The organism is Paenibacillus rubinfantis (assembly GCF_001486505.1).
In the GTDB taxonomy this organism is placed as follows: domain Bacteria; phylum Bacillota; class Bacilli; order Paenibacillales; family Paenibacillaceae; genus Fontibacillus; species Fontibacillus rubinfantis.
This window is the reverse complement of sequence record NZ_LN909065.1, coordinates 115,298-130,114: the sequence shown is the minus strand read 5'-3', so window position 1 is coordinate 130,114 and position 14,817 is coordinate 115,298. Positions and strand designations below refer to the sequence as shown.

At 52.6% G+C, this 14,817-nt stretch carries 15 protein-coding genes; 14 read left to right on the top strand and 1 reads right to left on the bottom strand.

Features of this window, described 5'->3' with window-relative positions:
* Window positions 1-8: 8 nt before the first annotated feature.
* The 3 genes from glnA (at window position 9) to BN3277_RS25775 (ending at window position 2,253) form a co-directional block, all read left to right on the top strand.
* Window positions 9-1,337 (top strand): type I glutamate--ammonia ligase, encoded by a 1,329-nt coding sequence (gene glnA, locus BN3277_RS11985; protein WP_059042964.1) that lies wholly within the window; start codon window positions 9-11, stop codon window positions 1,335-1,337.
* 132 nt (window positions 1,338-1,469) lie between these two features.
* Window positions 1,470-1,931 (top strand): cupin domain-containing protein, encoded by a 462-nt coding sequence (locus BN3277_RS11980; protein WP_059042962.1) that lies wholly within the window; start codon window positions 1,470-1,472, stop codon window positions 1,929-1,931.
* 166 nt (window positions 1,932-2,097) lie between these two features.
* The gene (locus BN3277_RS25775) at window positions 2,098-2,253 is read left to right on the top strand and encodes a hypothetical protein (protein WP_187380071.1); all 156 of its coding nucleotides are present in this window, start codon (window positions 2,098-2,100) and stop codon (window positions 2,251-2,253) included.
* Window positions 2,254-2,362: 109 nt separating this feature from the next.
* On the opposite strand, the gene lexA is transcribed toward BN3277_RS25775, so the two are convergent.
* Window positions 2,363-2,989, bottom strand: a complete 627-nt coding sequence (lexA, locus tag BN3277_RS11975; RefSeq protein WP_059042961.1) for a transcriptional repressor LexA — start codon at window positions 2,987-2,989, stop codon at window positions 2,363-2,365.
* 280 nt (window positions 2,990-3,269) lie between these two features.
* Between lexA and BN3277_RS11970 the strand changes: the two genes are divergently transcribed.
* From BN3277_RS11970 to BN3277_RS11925, 11 genes are all read left to right on the top strand, one after another.
* Entirely contained in the window at window positions 3,270-3,563 is a 294-nt protein-coding gene (locus tag BN3277_RS11970) for a LysM peptidoglycan-binding domain-containing protein (RefSeq protein ID WP_232436407.1), read from the top strand.
* 167 nt (window positions 3,564-3,730) lie between these two features.
* A complete protein-coding gene (locus BN3277_RS25075) occupies window positions 3,731-3,904 on the top strand; it encodes a DUF896 domain-containing protein (protein WP_082691439.1) in 174 nt (57 codons plus the stop codon).
* A 12-nt stretch (window positions 3,905-3,916) separates the two neighbouring features.
* Window positions 3,917-4,447: a hypothetical protein gene (locus tag BN3277_RS11965; RefSeq protein WP_059042957.1), complete on the top strand. Its 531-nt coding sequence runs from the start codon at window positions 3,917-3,919 to the stop codon at window positions 4,445-4,447.
* A 43-nt stretch (window positions 4,448-4,490) separates the two neighbouring features.
* Complete coding sequence (locus BN3277_RS11960; protein WP_082691438.1) at window positions 4,491-5,288, top strand: HAD family hydrolase; 798 nt, start codon at window positions 4,491-4,493, stop codon at window positions 5,286-5,288.
* A 66-nt stretch (window positions 5,289-5,354) separates the two neighbouring features.
* Window positions 5,355-5,768 (top strand): FixH family protein, encoded by a 414-nt coding sequence (locus BN3277_RS11955; protein WP_059042952.1) that lies wholly within the window; start codon window positions 5,355-5,357, stop codon window positions 5,766-5,768.
* 253 nt (window positions 5,769-6,021) lie between these two features.
* Window positions 6,022-9,465: a methionine synthase gene (gene metH, locus BN3277_RS11950; protein WP_059042951.1), complete on the top strand. Its 3,444-nt coding sequence runs from the start codon at window positions 6,022-6,024 to the stop codon at window positions 9,463-9,465.
* Window positions 9,466-9,562: 97 nt separating this feature from the next.
* Window positions 9,563-10,501, top strand: coding sequence for a ribonuclease Z (gene rnz / locus BN3277_RS11945; RefSeq protein ID WP_059042949.1), 939 nt, complete (start codon window positions 9,563-9,565; stop codon window positions 10,499-10,501).
* A 207-nt stretch (window positions 10,502-10,708) separates the two neighbouring features.
* Complete coding sequence (locus BN3277_RS11940) at window positions 10,709-11,518, top strand: TIGR01457 family HAD-type hydrolase (RefSeq protein WP_059042947.1); 810 nt, start codon at window positions 10,709-10,711, stop codon at window positions 11,516-11,518.
* Between the two features lie 59 nt (window positions 11,519-11,577).
* Window positions 11,578-12,396 (top strand): Fpg/Nei family DNA glycosylase, encoded by an 819-nt coding sequence (locus BN3277_RS11935; protein ID WP_059042945.1) that lies wholly within the window; start codon window positions 11,578-11,580, stop codon window positions 12,394-12,396.
* On the top strand, window positions 12,386-13,240 hold the full coding sequence (locus BN3277_RS11930; protein ID WP_059042943.1) for a deoxyribonuclease IV: 855 nt from the start codon (window positions 12,386-12,388) through the stop codon (window positions 13,238-13,240). Before BN3277_RS11935 ends, BN3277_RS11930 begins: the two co-directional genes overlap by 11 nt.
* Before the next feature lie 54 nt (window positions 13,241-13,294).
* Complete coding sequence (locus BN3277_RS11925; protein ID WP_082691437.1) at window positions 13,295-14,674, top strand: cyclic-phosphate processing receiver domain-containing protein; 1,380 nt, start codon at window positions 13,295-13,297, stop codon at window positions 14,672-14,674.
* Window positions 14,675-14,817: the final 143 nt, after the last annotated feature.

Genomic DNA, 14,817 nt, shown 5'->3' with positions numbered 1-14,817 from the left:
AGGTTAGGGTGAGTTACACCAAAGAAGATATTTTGCGCATCGCCAAGGAAGAGAATGTTCGTTTTATCCGTTTGCAGTTCACAGATTTGCTGGGAACGATTAAAAACGTGGAAATTCCGGTCAGCCAATTGGAAAAAGCGCTGGATAACAAGATGATGTTTGACGGTTCTTCTATCGAAGGGTATGTTCGGATCGAGGAATCCGATATGTATCTTTTCCCGGATCTGGACACTTGGGTTATTTTCCCTTGGGTAACCGAGGATCGTGTAGCGCGTTTGATTTGCGATATTTACATGCCTGATGGCACTCCGTTTGCCGGTGATCCACGTGCTATTTTGAAACGTGCACTTAAGGAAGCTGAGGAAATGGGTTACACCGCTATGAACGTTGGACCAGAGCCGGAGTTTTTCCTGTTCAAAACCGACGAGAAGGGCAACCCTACCACTGAGCTGAATGACCAAGGCGGATACTTTGATTTGGCTCCGACGGACCTTGGCGAAAATTGCCGTCGCGAAATCGTATTGACCCTGGAGGAAATGGGCTTTGAAATTGAAGCTTCTCACCACGAGGTAGCACCAGGTCAACATGAAATCGACTTTAAATATGCTGATGCTATCAAAGCTGCCGATCAAATCCAAACCTTTAAATTGGTTGTCAAAACGATCGCTCGCCAGCATGGCTTGCATGCAACGTTTATGCCAAAGCCGTTGTTCGGCGTTAACGGTTCGGGGATGCACTGTCACCAATCGCTGTTTAAAGGCAACGTGAACGCATTCTATGATGAATCCGATGAATTGGGACTGAGCGATGAAGCTCGCCACTATATGGCAGGGATTCTGAAGCACGCGCGCGCATTTGCGGCCATTACGAACCCGACAGTCAACTCCTACAAACGTCTTGTACCAGGGTATGAAGCGCCTTGTTACGTGGCATGGTCTTCGAGTAACCGCAGCCCGATGATCCGGATCCCGGCTTCTCGTGGTCTCAGCACGCGGGTTGAAGTGCGTAACCCGGACCCGGCTGCTAATCCATACCTGGCATTAGCCGTCATGCTGAAAGCCGGTCTGGACGGGATCAAAAACGAGCTGCCGCTCGTCGAACCGGTTGACCGCAACATTTATGTGATGTCCGAGGAAGAGCGGGTTGAGGAGGGTATCCCAAGCTTGCCGTCCGATCTGAAGGAAGCGCTGGGCGAGTTGCTGCGCAGCGAAATTATCTGCGAAGCGCTGGGCGATCATGCGTTGACCCATTTCTACGAGCTCAAAGAGATTGAATGGGATATCTTTAGAACGCAAGTTCATCCATGGGAACGCGATCAATATATGACGCTGTACTAAGTTTATAAGTGATAACCCCTGAATCCATCAGGGGTTATTTTTTATGGAAACTGCCTCATATTTAATTCTCATTTTGAGACATGTTATAGTAACGATGTAAAAAAAATAAATATTTTCATAGGAGGAAAGGGCATGGAGAACATTTTGGCTGTACTGGGAGGACCACGTATACAGCATCTAACGACATTAATGGAAGATGAAGGCTACTGCCTGATGCGAGCCGAGTTTGGGCCGGGTGTTTTTGTGCCTCTTCATAGTCATGAAGATCGAGAAACCTTCTATGTTCTTTCCGGGGAGCTTGAAGCTTGGTCGGATGGGAGTTGGACCTCGATACGGGCCGGTGAAATCTTCGATGTCCCAGCCAACACCAAGCATTCCATAAAAAATGGTTCCAACGAATCGACTTTCGTCATCGCAGTCTCGACGGTTCGGATGGGTGAATTTTTCAAGAAGGTCGGCCGCCCTGCCCAGTCGGTAAAACCGGGCCCGCCGGAGCCTGCGGATCTGCAAAATTTCAGGACCGTTGCCGCACAATACGGCTTCTGGCTCGGATCTCCTGAGGACAATGCCGCTATTGGGATTAAACTTGGATAGGTTCGCCGCATATCTTTGAAATCAAGCAGCCAATTGCCCGGCTTCCTGTCGGTGCAGTTGGTTTTTTTGTGATGGCTTGAATGACACTTTTTGGATTTCGAAAAAATGCCATGATTTTACCGGGATTGGGACACCTTATATCTAAGAATAAGGAGGCTGAGTCAAGATGATCGTGACCGAATTAAAAAGATACCAACGACGTCGGTATCGGCTGAAGCAATGGTGGATCTCGGAGCGGGCCGGACTTGGTTGGGGCACACGCGGCCGCCGCGAAAAAACCGGGTACCATCCGATGAACTTTTCGGATCTCGAATGGGAATAGGCGGAAGGAGGCGCAAGACAGCAAAAAACAAACAGGACGAAGCCGATGTAAAACCGTAGCTTCGTCCTGTTTGGTGTTCGTTGCTGCGCATGAAGGGAGTGATTCGAAATTAGTGCAAGTCGCGGAACAGTCCGATGACTTTGCCAAGGATGGTCACATGCTTCAAACGAAGCGGCTCCATCGTCGAATTCTCCGGCTGCAGTCGGATATGGTCCTTCTCTTTGTAAAACGTCTTGACCGTCGCTTCATCTTCCTCTGTCATGGCCACCACAATCTCGCCGTTGTTGGCCGTCTGTTGTTGGCGGACGATCACATAATCCCCACTATGTATACCGGCTTCGATCATGCTATCGCCAACCACGGAAAGCATGAAAACATCTCCGTCAGCGGCGTAGTGCTCGGGCAGCGGAAAATAATCTTCAATGTTCTCCGTCGCCGTGATCGGCATGCCTGCGGTCACTTTCCCAACAACGGGAACGCGGGCAATGCTATGTGCAAACACATTGTAATTCTCCGAGTCCTCTTGGCCAAGCAATTCGATGGCACGCGGCTTCGTTGGGTCGCGGCGGATGAAGCCCTTCTTCTCCAGGCGGTCCAGATGGCCGTGTACGGTGGAGCTGGACGCAAGTCCAACGGCTTCGCCGATCTCCCGCACAGAAGGCGGATATCCCTTGGCGCGTACTTCGTTGCGAATAAATTCAAGAATGGCCTGCTGTCGGCTCGATACTTTTGACATGTACGGATCAACCCCATTTAGTAACGTTTGGAAAAATTATAACACAGAACTTCCGTTCGTACAAACATTAGTTCTAAAAAGATATAGTAGGAGTACAAAATTCAAAAAAATAGGAACAACCGTTCGAAAAAACGCTTGAAACAAACAAATGTTCGTGTTATATTGAATATCAGAAATCAGAACACTTGTTTGGAGTGATGGTTAAATGTTGAAGTATAGTTCTTATCAAAGCATCTACGAACAACCTTCTTTTCGTCGTCCCGTGGAGAGAAGATTACATATGAGTGCATTCCTGAAGAGCAGATTGTCCAAAATCGCTGTGTTGTTACTCATCCTTAGCATTACGTGCACCGGGATGGTTCAAGCTTTTGCAGCATCCGCCGATGGTCCTGAGACCGTTGTTCCGGCAGAATATGTCGTCGTGATGCCAGGAGACACGTTGTGGGAAATCGCTGTGGCCCATAAGCCGCAAGGTCAAGATACGAGAGTCTACATCCAGAAGCTGATGCGAACCAACGAGATGAGAACCAGCTCGATTCAAGCCGGGGATACGTTGATGTTGCCCGGCAAATAATCATGTTCGTCAGACATGAATTTTCATAGGGAAAATAGGAGCTTGTTTCAAGGCTATGAACGGGGTTGCCGTTGCCTTGACAAGCTCTTTTTCTCATGTCAAAGTAAGAATTAATGCCCTGTGTGTGACCATAGGATGCATAGTATATAAAGAAGCGGGAGGAACTTATGGACATCGATGCGTTGGTTCAGCGGATTAACGAGCTGGCCCGTAAAGCAAAGCAGGAAGGATTAACACAGGACGAGCTATTGGAACGAGCCCAGCTTCGGGAAACGTATCTGCAAAACGTTCGCAGAAATTTTCGGCAACAGCTCGAATCGATCGAGATTGTAGATAAATAGGGAGGAACAGGTATGGGTTCGTTTGACCGTAAAGTAGAACGCAATCAATTAAGAATGAGTAAGAAAGGCAAAGGACCAAACGTCGGGCAAGGGACCCGAAACTCGCGGTCATCACTGGGAGCTAACGGGGAAGGGGAAGTATTTAAAGGGCGCAACTTTATTTTACCCTCCGCCTTGTTTCTGTTGGCACTTTTGTATGGCAGTGTAGGAATTATCGGCAATACCGCGGAAGTGAATTCGGTATTGTACTGGGCGACGATCTTCTTGTATATCGTGCTGGCACTGGCCATCTTCCTTCGCAAGCCTTATTTGCGAATCAACAAAAGCTGGCTGTACACCTCGAAATTTAACCGTGACCGGATGCTGGATGCCGGCAATATCAGCAAGATTAAGGTGAGCCGGAACAAGATTGTGATTGAACCCAAAACCCGGGAACCGAAATGGGTGTTTTACCGCACGCGCAACCGTTTCGATACGGAAGCTATGGCAGCGCGGCTGGAGCTGTATGCCAATACCCATCATGTGAAATTCGAGAAGGAATAATCTTTATACAGAAATAAGCATAGAACGGAGAGGGCTGGGACAAATGACGATCAAAGCGGTATGTTTTGACCTGGATGACACGCTGCTCTGGGATGAGCGGAGCGTAAGAGAAGCTTTTGCGGCGACTTGTGGAAGCGCGGCAGCCAAGACGGGAAGCTTGAACCCCGAACAGTTGGAAGAAGCGGTACGGCGGGAAGCTCGGAGCTTGTATGAATCCTACGAGACGTATCCATTCACGAAGATGATTGGGATCAATCCGTTCGAAGGGTTATGGGCGACGTTCACCGCTGGGGAACAACCGGAATTTCGCCAATTGGAGCAGCTGGCTCCGATCTATCGCAAGGAATCCTGGCGTCGTGGACTGCTCGCGCTAGGGATCGAAAACGATGAGCTGGCGGCCGAGTTAGCAGAGCAATTTGGACGTGAACGCCGCACCCGTCCTCACGTTTATGAGGAAACGTTCCAAGTTCTGAAGGAATTGAAGGGCAAAGTGAAGCTGCTGCTCCTGACGAACGGTTGTCCGGCGCTGCAGCAGGAGAAGCTGGACGGGGTGCCGGAGCTGGCGCCCTATTTTGATGAGATTATCATCTCCGGTAGCTTCGGGAAGGGGAAACCGGATCCATCCATTTTCCGGCATGCGCTGGAACGGTTGGCCATCGAACCAAGCGAGGGAATCATGGTTGGGGATAAGCTGACGACGGATATCAAAGGTTCGCTCAGTGTTGGCATGACGGCGGTTTGGGTTAATCGAGATGGCAAATCGCTTACCGGCGAAATCGTACCGGATTATGAAATCAAACATTTGTCCGAATTGCATGACCTCTTGGATAAGCTTGCTTAAGGCTGTATTTCGATAAGTATTTAGTACGATGTGAGGCGAATATCGCGCGGAAGGAGGGAAATCGATATGCGAATGAACGGGAAGACGGGGTTGATTGCCGTGATCATGTTGACGCTGGTTGTCATCGCCGGATGCAGCAAGGGTGGCTCAACGGCCGCTGAGGCGGATGCGATGTTAGAGCCGATTCAAGTTGAACTCGAGGTGACGCCATCTGCTGCCAAAACCGGAGAACCAGTAACGTTTACCGCAACAGTGACCCATCACGGTGAAAGGGTGGACGATGCGAAAGAGGTCATGTTTGAATTTTGGAACACGGCCGACGATAACGCGAAACATAACCAGGTGAAGGTCAAGGGGGCCGGAAACGGTACATATGTACTGGAGCATACGTTTCAAGAACCCGGGGCCTATGAAGTGATTTCCCATGTGACTGCGCGCGATCAGCATTCCATGCCGTCGAAACAGTTCATGGTAGAGTAGTGCTCGCCAACCTGCCTAAATTAAGCTGCAGTCTTCCTGATCGGGGAGGCAGCGGCTTTTTTCGTTATATGAAATTTCCGAATTTTTTAGAAGATTGTTTCAAAGTTTGTTCGGATTTTAATTCTGAGTTGATCGATGGGATAACAATTCCTTATGATAAGGGTTACAGTGGATCGAATTCGCAAACCTCTCTTTTCTTCAATGCTTTATTCTGTTAAACTAAAACGTAACGTTTTACGGGAGGGACATGATCATGAGTAAACCAAGCCTGCTCGAAAGAATGAAAGAACGAATATTGATCCTCGATGGCGCCATGGGCACCATGATTCAGCAGGAGGACCTGACTCCGGCCGACTTCGGCGGCGATGAGCTGGACGGCTGCAATGAAATGCTCGTGCTCACCCGTCCGGATGTGATTCGCGGCATCCATGAGAAGTATCTCGCGGCAGGTGCCGATCTGATCGAAACGAATACGTTTGGCGCGACTTCCGTCGTGCTGGCTGAATACGATATTCCGCAAAAGGCGCGTGAAATCAATTTGGCTGCGGCCAAACTGGCGATCGAAGCGGCGGAAAAATACAGTACCCCGGAACATCCCCGCTACGTGGTGGGCATCCTGGGACCCACAACAAAGACGTTGTCCGTTACCGGCGGCGTGACGTTTGACGAATTGACAGCCAGCTATGCGGAGCAAGCTGCCGCATTGATTGAGGCAGGCGTCGATGCGTTGATGCTGGAGACCTCGCAGGATACTTTAAACGTGAAGGCGGGAAGCATCGGGATCAAACGGGCGTTTGCCGATACCGGAATCACTTTGCCTCTCATGATCTCCGGTACGATCGAGCCGATGGGCACGACGCTGGCAGGTCAAAACATCGAGGCCTTTTACATTTCCTTGGAGCATTTAAATCCGATTTCTATCGGCCTGAACTGTGCCACCGGACCGGAGTTCATGCGCGATCATATCCGTACCTTGTCAGGGCTAGCGCAGGCGGCGGTCAGCTGTCACCCCAACGCCGGTCTGCCGGACGAGAACGGCACTTATCACGAATCTCCGGATTCACTCGCTCAGAAAATGTCCGCTTTTGCCGAGCAGGGCTGGTTGAATATCGCCGGCGGCTGCTGCGGCACAACGCCTGCTCATATCGCTGCATTAGCGAGCACGTTAAAGAACTACCAACCGCGCGAGCTTTCCGGCAGTCATTTGCCGGCGCTTTCCGGCATCGAGCCGGTCTACATCGAATCGGCTAACCGGCCTTATCTGGTCGGAGAGAGAACGAATGTTCTGGGATCGCGCAAGTTTAAACGCTTGATCGTGGAAGGCAAATATGAAGAAGCTTCGGAAATTGCCCGAGCTCAAGTGAAAAACGGGGCCCAAGTCGTGGATGTGTGCGTGCAGGACCCGGATCGCGATGAGGCGGAGGACATCGAGAAGTTCCTCGAGCTGGTTGTGAAGAAAGTCAAGGTTCCGCTGATGATTGATACGACTGACCCGAAAGTGCTGGATTTGGCGCTGCAATACTGCCAGGGCAAATCCATCATTAACTCCATTAACTTAGAGGACGGCGAGGAGAAGTTTGAACGGGTAACCCCGCTGATCCATAAATACGGTGCGGCAGTGGTGGTCGGAACCATCGACGAACGCGGACAAGCGATCACGCGCGAAGACAAACTGGAGGTCGCTAAGCGTTCGCATGACTTGCTCGTTCACAAATATGGGTTGAAATCGGAAGATTTAATTTTCGATCCGCTCGTATTTCCGGTAGGTACGGGGGATGAGCAATATATTGGCTCGGCCAAGGAAACGATCGAAGGGATCCGCCTGATCAAAGAGGCGCTTCCAGAGGTTCATACCGTCCTGGGGATCAGCAACGTGTCGTTTGGTTTGCCGGAAGCCGGACGGGAGGTGCTTAACTCCGTTTTCCTCTATGAATGTACCAAGGCGGGATTGGATTACGCGATCGTGAATACGGAGAAGCTGGAGCGTTATGCCAAAATTCCGGATGAGGAGCGCCGTCTGGCCGAAGAACTGATCTATAATACCAACGACGAGACGTTAGCTGCCTTTGTGGCCGCTTTCCGTAACAAGAAGGTAGAGAAGGTTCAGAAATCGACCCAGCTTACCCTTGAGGAGCGGTTGGCCTCTTATGTCGTGGAAGGTACGAAGGAAGGGCTTATCCCTGATCTCGAGCAAGCGCTGAAGAAATATACCGCACTCGAGGTCATTAACGGGCCGCTGATGGCAGGGATGGAGGAGGTTGGCCGGTTGTTTAATAACAACGAGCTGATCGTTGCCGAGGTGCTGCAAAGCGCCGAGGTGATGAAGGCGTCGGTGGCCTACCTTGAACCGTTTATGGAGAAGAACGAAACCAGCGTCAAAGGGAAAATCCTGCTGGCTACCGTAAAGGGCGACGTGCATGATATCGGCAAAAATCTGGTTGAGATCATTCTGTCCAACAACGGTTACCAGATCGTCAATTTGGGTATAAAAGTACCACCGGAACGCATTATTGAGGCGTATCGGGAGGAGAAAGCGGATGCGATTGGGCTTTCTGGCCTGCTGGTTAAATCGGCGCAGCAAATGGTGACGACGGCACAGGACCTGCGCAATGCCGGCATCGACGTCCCGATCCTCGTGGGCGGAGCGGCATTAACCCGCAAGTTCACCAAAACGCGGATCCGGCCGGAGTACGACGGAATGGTCGTCTACGCCAAAGATGCGATGGACGGCCTCGACTTGGCGAACAAGCTGATGGATCCGACGGTCCGGGAGCAAATGCGCCTTGAAATGGAAGCGGAAAAGGAAACCGATCGGGCTGTTGCCGTTGCGGAGCCGTTGCCGGAATTAACCCGTGTGGAGCGTTCGAAAATTTCAGCGGATGCGCCGGTCTATCTTCCGCCGGATTTGGAGCGCCATGTACTCCGCGATTACCCGATCGGGCATATCACGCCGTATATCAACATGCAGATGCTGTTAGGCCATCATCTTGGCCTTCGCGGTTCGGTTGAGCAGCAGCTGGCGGCGGGCGAGGCGAAGGCGGTGCAATTAAAAGAGACGGTGGACCAAATCCTGCTCGAAGCGGTCACGGACGGCATCATTCGTACGCAAGCGATGTATCGGTTCTTCCCGGCGCAATCGGACGGCAACGATATCCTGGTTTACGATCCGGCGGAGCCCGGCAAAGTGCTGAAGCGTTTCAGCTTCCCGCGGCAAAAGGTCGAGCCTTATCTGTGCTTGGCGGATTTCTTGAAATCCGTGGACAGCGGGCAAATGGACTACGTTGGCTTCCTGGTCGTTACGGCAGGTCAAGGCGTCCGTGATTTGTCCGAGAAGTGGAAGGAGCAAGGCGACTATTTGCGTTCCCATGTGTTGCAGGCGGTCGCGCTGGAGCTGGCGGAAGCGCTGGCGGAACGGGTTCACCATATTATGCGGGATACCTGGGGGTTCCCGGATCCAGCGAATATGACGATGAAACAGCGTCACGGAGCGCGTTATCAAGGGATTCGCGTGTCGTTTGGCTATCCGGCATGCCCGGATCTCGAGGACCAGCAGCTGCTGTTTGACTTGATGCAGCCGGAAGACATCGGCATCACCTTAACGGAAGGCTTCATGATGGAGCCGGAAGCTTCGGTCTCGGCGATGGTATTTGCTCACCCTGAAGCGCAATATTTCAACGTGGACAAAGCCGGGAACTAAATCCCGATCAGAAGCTCTTTGCGAAACCCTCCGAACATCGGAGGGTTTTGGCAATCTGTTCGAAATACGAACAATTTTAGGTAAAGGACGAAAAGGCATGGAATTATACTTTTTAGGGACGAATGCGGGGGTTCCTTCCCTGGAACGGAACGTGACCTCGGTGGCATTACGTCTGCTGGAGGAGCGTCGTTCGCTCTGGCTGTTTGATTGCGGCGAGGGCACCCAGCATCAAATCCTGCGTTCGCCGCTGAAATTAAGCAAATTGGAATCTATATTTATCACCCATCTGCATGGAGATCATCTGTTTGGCCTACCCGGGCTAATTTCGAGCCGTGCGTATCAGGGCGGAGATACCCCTTTGACCATTTACGGTCCAAAGGGCTTAAAGAAATTCATAGAGACGTCGTTATCGCTTAGTGAATCGCGGATTAGCTATAAGCTGGAGATCATTGAGCATCAGGGCGGTGTTTTATTTGAGGATGATACGTTTCGAGTTGAGGCAGCGCTGCTGGAGCACCGGATCGACAGCTACGGCTACCGCGTGATCGAAAAGGATTTGCCGGGGAAGCTGGACGCTTCCGTGCTGGAGCGCTGCGGCATTCGTCCAGGGCCGCTGTACGGCAAGCTCAAGCGGGGCGAAAGTGTAGTTGCGCCAAACGGCGAGACGCTGCATGCCAAGGATGTACTGGGCGTGCCCAAAGCCGGAAGAATCGTGACGATCCTCGGCGATACGCGCCCATGCCAGACGGCGATCACCTTGGCTCAGAATGCCGATATGCTTGTGCATGAGGCCACCTTCCTGCACGAGCTGGCGAAAACCGCGCGCGATTATCATCACAGCACGTCCCGGCAAGCGGCGGAAGCCGCCATGGAAGCGGGGGTGCAGCAGCTTCTGCTGACCCACTTCAGCTCACGTTACAAATCGGAGGATCAGCTCCTGCGGTTACAGGAAGAAGCCAGGGCGGTATTTCCAAACACGCAACTGGCAAGGGAGCATGTGCTTTATCCGGTGGCACGTCGCTGCGGGCGGAATTAATTATTTTCCGGGAAAGCGCAGGAAATGACAGGGCGTTTCAAAGTTTGGCAAGGGGAAAAGGTCCTGTTTTTCACGGTTCGTGTTGGTTCGACGCCAAGCGGCGGAAGGGAGCCTGATTTTGACATCCCCCCGGCCGGGAACGGAAAAATTTGCCTGAACCCGGGTATCCTAGGTACAATAAAAAGGGATACAGGTTGAGTGGAAAGGATGAGGATTTTGCCAGAGGGTTGGAAGGCCTATCTCATTGATTTGGACGGCACGTTATATCATGGGCCTCAAATGATTCCGGGTGCGGACGAGCTGATCTCTACCTTGCGAGCAAAACGGATTCCCTTCCTGTTCGTTACCAACAATTCCTCTCGGACGCCTGAGGAGGTGGCCGTGCATTTGGAGACGATGGGCATTTCGGCAAGGGCGGAGGAGGTCTGTACGTCGGCCGTTGCCGCAGCCAGGTATATTGCCGAGGATCAACCGGGCTGCAAAGTTGCGGCCATCGGTGAAGCCGGGCTCATAAAAGCGTTGAACGAAGCCGGATTACAGTTGGTCCAGGAACAACCGGATGTGGTGGTGCAAGGGATTGACCGCCAATTTACATATGATACGCTAACCCGAGCTGCCCGCTGGATACGAGGCGGAGCACGGTATGTGTTAACCAATCCCGACCTGCTGCTCCCCTCCCAGGAGGGACTGATGCCGGGAGCGGGAACCTTGTCCGCCGCCATCCAAGCCGCATCGGGCGTTAAGCCCAAGGTGATCGGCAAACCGGCTGCACCCCTGATGGATTTTGCCATCGCGCGGCTGGGTTTAGCGGCTTCGGAGGTTGCGGTGATCGGGGATAACCTCCATACAGACATCGCAGCCGGGGTGAACGCGGGCTGCGGTACGATCTTAGCGCTTACCGGCGTCACCACCGTAGACAATCTGCCGGAATACGTAAAGTCCTCCGGCGTAGAGGCGAACATGGTATGCCGGGATCTGAAAGAGGTCCGCGAGCGGATTTGCGGTACCAATCAATGATAAATCATCCACAATTCATGGGATGAACGAACTTATAAGGATGAAGGGAAAGATGTACCATGCCGGAATTGCCGGAGATGGAAAATTATCGAATACAGCTGTCGCAGCATATTTTGGATCTCCCGATTACCGAGGTCGCTGTAGGCCGGGAGAAATCGGTGAATTTACCGGCGGAGGCGTTTGCTCAGGAACTGATGGGAAGACAGGTCATCTTCATTGAGCGCCGGGGCAAACACCTGTTGTTCCATCTGGATAATGGACGAAGACTGCTGCTTCACTTGATGCTGGGAGGATTGCTTTACCTTGGCTCCAAAGAGGACCGTCCGGATCGCAGCACGCAGGTTGAAATCACCTTTGGTGAAGATCTGGTGTTGTATTTCATCGGGCTGCGCCTCGGTCATCTGCATTTGCACAGCGCCAAGGAGGCAGAGGAGCTGCTCTCGCACCTCGGTCCAGAGCTCCTGGATCGGCGGATGAACGAAGAGCGGTTTGCCATGCTGCTGCGCAAGCGTCGGGGGAGTCTGAAGACGACGCTCGTCAATCAGGACGTCATTGCCGGCATCGGCAACTGCTATGCGGACGAAATTGCGTTTGCCGCCGAGCTTCTGCCGATGGCCAAGCTGCAAAACTTGAGCGACGAAGACTTTTCCCGTTTGTACCAAGCCGTGCGGGACGTGCTGATCGAAGCGACGGAAGCCGGCGGGTACATGGAGATGCCGCTGACCCGGGACGACAAGTTGACCGGAGGAGCAAACGATACCTGCAGGGTGTACGACCGGGAGGGAGAGACCTGTCCACGCTGCGGTGACCTGATCGTGAAAGCGGAAATGAACGGGCGCAAAGTGTTCTACAGCCCCGGCTGCCAGCATGACCGTTAAGGTGAAGGTTGGGGGACATTTAAGCATAAGGGGCGGCTACTTTGGCGCGGCCAGGGCTGCGTTGCAACTTGGAGCCGGCGCTTTTCAGTATTTTCCCAAAAACCCGCGGAGTCTTACGGTTAAACGCTTTGATAAACGGGATGCGGAGCAGTGCCGTACGCTGTGCCAAGAACACGGTTTGGTCTCGATCGCGCATACGCCGTATCCGAGCAATCTAGCCGTTGACAAGGATGCGGACGAGGACGGCTACCGACGTGTGGTGGATTCGCTGCAAAATGATCTGGAAATCGCCGAAGCGTGTGGATCCATCGGGATCGTAGTCCATTTTGGCACATTTAAGTCAGGAAACCCCTTACAAGGATATCAAAATATTATACAATGTATTAATGATGTGCTCTCCGGCTGGAAGGGCTCGGCAAAGCTGCTGATCGAGAACCAAGCCGGCGATCACGGCGACATGGGAATGACGATCGAGGAGTTGGTCCAGATCCGGAACCTGTGCCGGAATACGGAGCGCATCGGCTTTTGCCTCGATACCTGCCATGCTTTTGGGGCGGGGATGTGGCGAGGCGAAGGTGACGAGAGCTTTGCGGCTAAGGCCGAGGAGCTTAAGTTCTGGGACGGTTTATGTGCCGTCCACCTGAATGATTCAAAATACCCGGTATTATCGCGCAAGGACCGCCACGCCCGAGTTGGCCAAGGCCATATCGGCGAAGCCGGTTTTCGCTGGCTGCTGCAGATCGACGCGATTCGGAGATCCCCGCTTATTTTTGAGAGCGAAACCGGGGAAGATGGGACCTACAAAGAGGATATGGAGCGAGTGAAACGGTGGGCGGAGGCCTAGATAGGGAACCAGGCTCCGTTTGGAGTGAAATACCGCGGGAAAGGAAGAACACTATTGATTCATGTATATATGGACGATTTTCGCCGATGTCCGCAGGGATTTACATTAGCGCGCACCGTCGAGGAGTGTCTGGAGCTGCTTCGGTTGACGGAAGTAGACATTTTATCGCTGGATTACGATATGGGGCCGGATGAACCTACCGGTACGGAAATGGCGGCCGCTATGGTTCGGGAAGGGCTTTTTCCGCAGGAAATTTATCTTCACACCTCCAGTATCTCCGGGAAAAAAAGCATGTACGAAATCCTCTACCAAGGCTTGCCAGAGCAGGTGAAGCTGCATAATGGACCGATCCCGTTCGAACGGCTGGAGGAAATCGCTCGAAACTGTAAGGTGCCGCCCCATTCAAAATGGATTTGCACGGCGAATCACGGCTTTGCCCCCTATGCCCAGGAGGAGCTGCGCCGCATGTTCGGCAGCGTAAAGAGTACGATGCTTGTTCCAGGCGAGGTGTTTGCGGCTTCGCTGCAGGCGATGCCGGAAGATGTACAGCAACGGCTGCGTCAGGCTCCGCCGATTTTTCTTCGGCATACCTTCTTGGTGGATTGGGAATGGTGTCCGGGAGAAACGGCAGAGGGGAAGCCGGAGGATTGGCTGGAACCGCTGCGGAAGTATTTGATGGCCGATTTCCGCCTCCCAGGAGCCAAAATCGCCGTGCAAGCGCGGAAGTCGGATGACGGGCTCTGGAACGGAACGGCGCCGGAGCTGAAGGATCGATTGCAGGAAGAACTTCAGGAGGTTGCCGTCGGGGAGTTCGTAGTTCGGGACGCCGATTGGATCATTTCCGTGTTTGCCGGCCAGGACCGGATTTATGCCGGAGTGGCACATCCGCAGGATAACCTGTCCGATTGGAACGGCGGGGCGATTCGGTTTCGCAAGGAGGAGGGGCAAATCTCCCGGGCGAAATTCAAGCTGCTGGAAGCCGAAACGGCATTCGGAATCCCGTTCGAATCGTTCCGCGAAGCGCTGGATATCGGCGCGGCACCCGGGGGCTGGACTTCGTTCCTGCTGGAACGCGGGCTAAGCGTAACCGCGGTGGATACGGCGAAAATGCACCCTTCGTTGTTGTCTTCGCCCAAGCTGACGTTTTTGCAGCGCAATGCGAATCGAGTTAAATTTAAAGAGAATCAATTTGATCTCCTGGTATGCGACATGAGCTGGAGCCCCAAATTGACGGCAAGGCTTGTGACGGAATTGCTGTACGCATTGGCACCGGGAGGAACAGCCATCGTGACGGTGAAGCTGCTGACCAAGAAACCGATGGCGTTGATTCAAGAGGTGACCGACATGTTTCAGGAGGCCCGGCTTCAAGTACAGCGGGCAAAACAGCTGTTTCATAACCGAGATGAAATCACGCTCTACATGATTAAGTATTAATGGCGTGAATTAAATCCAGAGAAAAAAGTACTTTACATTTGGCGCTACCCGTCCTATACTGATTCCAAAATTATACAATGACCGCAAAAGGGAAAGCATCCCCAGTCATTAGCACTTGGCCGATTGGCCGAGAAATGACGGGG

Excerpts from the sequence above, each read along its gene's own strand:
- BN3277_RS11955 (WP_059042952.1), top strand. The coding sequence starts at position 5,355 with ATGCGAATGAACGGGAAGACGGGGTTGATTGCCGTGATCATGTTGACG.
- BN3277_RS11935 (WP_059042945.1), top strand. The coding sequence starts at position 11,578 with ATGCCGGAATTGCCGGAGATGGAAAATTATCGAATACAGCTGTCGCAG.
- BN3277_RS11970 (WP_232436407.1), top strand. The coding sequence starts at position 3,270 with ATGAGTGCATTCCTGAAGAGCAGATTGTCCAAAATCGCTGTGTTGTTA.
- BN3277_RS11930 (WP_059042943.1), top strand. The coding sequence starts at position 12,386 with ATGACCGTTAAGGTGAAGGTTGGGGGACATTTAAGCATAAGGGGCGGC.
- BN3277_RS11960 (WP_082691438.1), top strand. The coding sequence starts at position 4,491 with ATGACGATCAAAGCGGTATGTTTTGACCTGGATGACACGCTGCTCTGG.
- BN3277_RS11980 (WP_059042962.1), top strand. The coding sequence starts at position 1,470 with ATGGAGAACATTTTGGCTGTACTGGGAGGACCACGTATACAGCATCTA.
- BN3277_RS25775 (WP_187380071.1), top strand. The coding sequence starts at position 2,098 with ATGATCGTGACCGAATTAAAAAGATACCAACGACGTCGGTATCGGCTG.
- lexA (WP_059042961.1), bottom strand. The coding sequence starts at position 2,989 with ATGTCAAAAGTATCGAGCCGACAGCAGGCCATTCTTGAATTTATTCGC.
- rnz (WP_059042949.1), top strand. The coding sequence starts at position 9,563 with ATGGAATTATACTTTTTAGGGACGAATGCGGGGGTTCCTTCCCTGGAA.
- BN3277_RS11965 (WP_059042957.1), top strand. The coding sequence starts at position 3,917 with ATGGGTTCGTTTGACCGTAAAGTAGAACGCAATCAATTAAGAATGAGT.
- BN3277_RS25075 (WP_082691439.1), top strand. The coding sequence starts at position 3,731 with ATGGACATCGATGCGTTGGTTCAGCGGATTAACGAGCTGGCCCGTAAA.
- BN3277_RS11940 (WP_059042947.1), top strand. The coding sequence starts at position 10,709 with ATGAGGATTTTGCCAGAGGGTTGGAAGGCCTATCTCATTGATTTGGAC.
- metH (WP_059042951.1), top strand. The coding sequence starts at position 6,022 with ATGAGTAAACCAAGCCTGCTCGAAAGAATGAAAGAACGAATATTGATC.